Here is a 4,550-nt window from a genome sequence, read left to right on the forward strand (position 1 = left end):
CACCGCCGCCCACCCCGGCGCTCCCGTCGGCCGGGGGCCGGGGGCCGGGGGCCCGCGTCACCGTGTGCGCCCGGTCGCGGCCCTCAGCAGGGCCCGCCCCTCGGGCGTCGCGATGTGCAGGGCGCCTCCCCCGTGCCGGACGGTGATGAGCAGCCCCGCCTCCCGCAGGACGGCGACGTGCTGGCTGACCGCGGGGCCCGAGACGCCGAGGCGGCGGGCGAGGTCGCCGGTGGAGCGGCCGGTGGTGGACTCCACCAGCAGCGCCGCCCGGGTCTGGCCGACGAGCGCGCCCAGAGCCTCCGGGTGCTCCCCCCGGGCCAGTTCGGTGGGCGCCACCAGGGACCAGGCGGGCGTGTGCTGGATGGGGTAGACCAGTACGGGCGTGCCCGGCAGTGCGGGGTCGGCCAGGGTCACCGGGGTGCGCCAGCAGAACAGCGACGGCTGGAGGACGAGTCCGCGGCCCTCCAGCCGGAGTTCCCGGTCGACGGGGTAGTCGGCCTCCAGGACCGGCGGGCGCCAGCGCAGACTGGGCCCCAGCCCCGACAGCAGGCCCTCGTGCCCGCCGTCGAGGAGGGAGCGCAGGCGCGCCTGCCGGTCGGCTTCGATCTCCGCCTCGATGCGCGTCCAGAACGGCGCGAGGGCCTCCGCGTGGTAGGTGCGCAGCGCGTCGCCCAGCCGCCGGAGGGCCTCGGGCTCGCCACGGGCCAGGGCGGCGCCCCAGCCCGGCAGCCCGCGTTCGGCCGCCAGCCGGGTCAGATCGGTGCGGAGCCGGTCGCGCGGGGTGCGCAGGACGGCGTCGATGGCCTGTTCCAGCCCCGCGAGGACGCCGTCGCCGGTGGTCGTGCCCGCGGCGGGGCGCGCGCCGTCGGTCCCCCGAACGCTGTCGGATGCGCCGTCGCCGGGGGTGAGGAAGTCGGGCGAGTAGCCGTGGGGCGGGAGCAGCGGGGTCAGCAGCCGGCTCGCCGGGGAGAGGCGGTCGCGCACCTGCGAGCGCCAGTGGCCGAAATAGCGCGCCCCGTCCCGGCGTCTGAGCATCTGCACGCTGTTGGCGATCTCCCAGAGCGGGTCGGGGGCGGTGGACACCCGGACCCGTGCGAGGTCCTCGGGGGTGAAGTACACCCGCAGCATGGTGCTTCTCCGATCGGCGAGGACGGCGTACTCGTCCCAGCCTGCATCGGCGCGAGCGGGCTCACAGGCCCGTTTAAGGCCTAACTTCCGTCCGTGGCGGCGGCCTTCCCCCGTGCGTCACGATGGTGTCGGCCCGACGACGGCACGGGGGCGGGGCATCGTCGATTCGGCATGTGGCGGCCGGCCGCGTCAGCGGCACCGGTCCTCGACGTTGCCCCCGCCGTCCGGGTCAGGCGCCGGCCACGGCCTCGGCGGTGCGGTGTGCGTTCGAACGACGGGGGGCGCATCCGCCGGGGCCGTCCGGCGCACAACACCGGCACACGGAGCGTCGGCCCGGTCCGGGCACCGCGGGGCGGCGGCGCCCGGACCGGGCCGCGTCGGCTCTCCCGTACGGCCGCCCGGACCGGGTCGCGTCGGCTCTCCCGTACGGCGCCCGGCCGCGGCCCTCAGCGGGGCAGCGTGCCGTCGTGTCCCTCGTACTGGGCGAGCGCCAGGCCCAGTCCGAAGAAGGTCGGCGCCCACTCTCCGACGAAGATGCCCCATCGGTCGGCGCGGTCGAGTCCCGCGCTCTCCCCCTTCGCCGAGGCGGCCCAGGTGATGAATGAAGCTCCGATCGATGCGATGGCCGCGAAGTAGGCGTGCTCGCTGCGCACACCGGAGTCGTGCAGCTTCTTGACGATCATTTCAGCCTCCTGCTCGACGGGACGTCGTGATCTTTCGGGCCGCTCCCATCGATTCTTGCACCACCCGGGCGTTATGTCGCATTAGCCGGATTTGCGCACTCCGGCCGGGGGATGGCGTCAGCTCCCGGCGCCTCCGGGGCGGAGCCGGCCGAGGAGCCGGGGCAGCTCCTCCAGGGCCCCCGGCAGCCGCTCCGCGGGCAGCCCGCCGCCCTGCGCCACCTCCGGGGAGCCGCCGCCGCGCCCGTCGAGCAGCTCCTTGACCAGCGCCGCCGCGGAGAGCCCGGCGCTGACGGCCGCCCGGTTGAGGACCACGGTCACGGTGGCCCTGCCCTCCGCCCTGCCCTCCCCCTCGGCGCCGACCGCGACGACGCCCGGCCGGTCCCCGGGCAGCCGGTCGCGTACGGCCAGGGCGAGTTGCCGCGCCGTGTCGCCCCCGGCCCGCTCCACGGCCGTGACCAGGCGCGTTCCCGACACCTCGGCCGCGGCGCCGGCGAGTTCGGCGGCCCGGCCGAGCGCCGCGGCCCGGTGCAGTTCCTCGGCCCGGCGGTCGGCCGCCCTGAGCCGCTCCAGCAGCGCGGCGACACGGTCGGGGAGTTCGGCGCGGGGCGCCTGGAGCTGTTCCGCGAGCCGGGAGACGAGGTCGCGCTCCCGGGCGAGATAGCCGAACCCCTCGATGCCGACGGCGGCCTCAAGCCGCCGCATTCCGGCACCCACCGACGACTCGGCCGTCACCGCCACCACCCCCACCTGGGAGGCGTGCTCGACGTGCGTGCCGCCGCACAGCTCGCGCGACCAGGCGCCGCCGATCTCCACGACCCGGACCCGCTCGCCGTAGGTCTCGCCGAAGAGGGCGAGGGCCCCGAGCTCCTTGGCCTCGGCGAGGCTCATCCAGCGCACGTCCACCGGCAGATCGCGCCGCAGCGCGCGGTTGGCCGCCTCCTCGATCGCGGCCCGCGCCTCGGTGCCCAGGGCGCCGCGCCAGGGGAAGTCGAGGCGCAGATGGCCCGGACGGTTGTACGAGCCGGACTGGAGGGCGGTGGGGCCGAGCACCTCGCGCAGCGCGGCGTGCAGCACATGGGTGCCGGAGTGGGCCTGGCGCGCGCCGAGGCGCCACTCGGGGTCGACGGCCGCCCGCACCGTGTCGCCGACGGCCAGGTCTCCGGCGGTCACCCGGACCTGATGGGCCACCAGGCCCGGCAGCGGCCGCTGCACATCCAGCACCTCGGCCTCCACCGAGGCCCCGGTCAGATGCCCGGCGTCGCTCTCCTGGCCGCCCGACTCGGCGTAGAAGGGGGTGCGGTCGAGGACGGCGGTGGCGATCTCCCCGGCCCGGACGGCGGTCAGCGGCCCGGCCGGGCCGAGCAGGGCCAGCACCCGGGAGGTGGTGGTGAGGGTGGACCAGGCGAGCCAGTCGGTGGGGCCGTGGGCGTCGAGGACGGTGCGCAGGGCGGCGGTGTCCGCGCTCGCGCCGGACTTGCGGGCCCGGGCGTCGGCGCGGGCCCGCTCGCGCTGCTCGGCCATCAGCGCGGCGAAGCCCTCGCGGTCCACCGCCACGCCCTGTTCCTCGGCCATCTCCAGGGTGAGGTCGATGGGGAAGCCATAGGTGTCGTGGAGCAGGAACGCCTTCGGGCCGGGCAGCAGGCGCCCGCCGCCCGCCTTGACCTCGGCGACGGCCGTGTCCAGCACGGTGGTGCCCTGGCGCAGGGTCGAGCGGAAGGCGTCCTCCTCGGCGTACGCCTGCTCGGAGATGCGCCCGAACTGCTCCGCGACCTCCGGGTAGCTGGGCGCCATGCAGTCCCTGGCGGCCGGCAGCAGCTCCGGCAGGGCGGGGTCCTCGTACCCGAGCAGCCGTACGGACCGTACGGCGCGGCGCAGGATGCGGCGCAGCACGTAGCCGCGGCCCTCGTTGCCGGGCGCGGTGCCGTCGGCCAGCAGCATCAGGGCCGTGCGGACGTGGTCGGCGATCACGCGCAGGCGCACGTCGGACCGCTGGTCGACGCCGTAGGCCGCGCCGGTCAGCTCGGCGGCGCGGTCGAGAACGGGGCGCGTCTCGTCGATCTCGTAGAGGTTGTCGACGCCCTGGAGGAGGGTGGCCATGCGCTCCAGGCCCATGCCGGTGTCGATGTTGCGGCGCGGCAGTTCGCCGAGGATCGGATAGCCGGACTTGCCGGGGCCCTCGCCGCGTTCGTACTGCATGAAGACGAGGTTCCAGAACTCCATGTAGCGGTCCTCGTCGACGGCCGGGCCGCCGGCGCGGCCGAGGGCGGGGCCCCGGTCGTAGTAGAGCTCCGAGCAGGGGCCGCAGGGTCCGGGCACGCCCATGGACCAGAAGTTGTCCTCGTCGCCGCGCCGGACGATCCGCTCCGGCGGCAGGCCGGCGACGCGCCGCCACACGTCGGCGCTCTCGTCGTCCGAGTGGTGCACGGTGACCCAGATCCGGTCCGGGTCGAGGCCGTAGCCGCCGTCGCGCTCGGCCGCGGTGGACAGCTCCCAGGCGAAGGCGATCGCCTCCTCCTTGAAGTAGTCGCCGAAGGAGAAGTTGCCGTTCATCTGGAAGAAGGAGCCGTGCCGGGTGGTGCGGCCGACCTCCTCGATGTCCAGGGTCCGCACGCACTTCTGCACGCTGGTGGCCCTCGGCCAGGGGGCCTGGGCCTCCCCGGTCAGATAGGGCTTGAACGGCACCATGCCCGCGTTGACGAAGAGCAGCGTCGGGTCGGGGGGGGCAGCGGGGCGCTGGGT

General features: G+C 75.8%; 2 protein-coding genes and 1 pseudogene. All 3 read right to left on the reverse strand.

Annotated features, from left to right (window positions below; all coding sequences use genetic code 11):
• Positions 1-57 precede the first annotated feature (57 nt).
• Positions 58-1,128, reverse strand: a complete 1,071-nt coding sequence (locus tag ACSNOD_RS28675; protein WP_436769988.1) for an ArsR/SmtB family transcription factor — start codon at positions 1,126-1,128, stop codon at positions 58-60.
• A gap of 446 nt (positions 1,129-1,574) precedes the next feature.
• Complete coding sequence (locus tag ACSNOD_RS28680) at positions 1,575-1,811, reverse strand: hypothetical protein (RefSeq protein WP_436769989.1); 237 nt, start codon at positions 1,809-1,811, stop codon at positions 1,575-1,577.
• Positions 1,812-1,928: 117 nt separating this feature from the next.
• A pseudogene (alaS, locus tag ACSNOD_RS28685) lies at positions 1,929-4,550 on the reverse strand (alanine--tRNA ligase); the annotation flags it as partial.

Source organism: Streptomyces sp. URMC 123, from assembly GCF_051386515.1.
Taxonomy (GTDB): Bacteria; Actinomycetota; Actinomycetes; order Streptomycetales; family Streptomycetaceae; genus Streptomyces.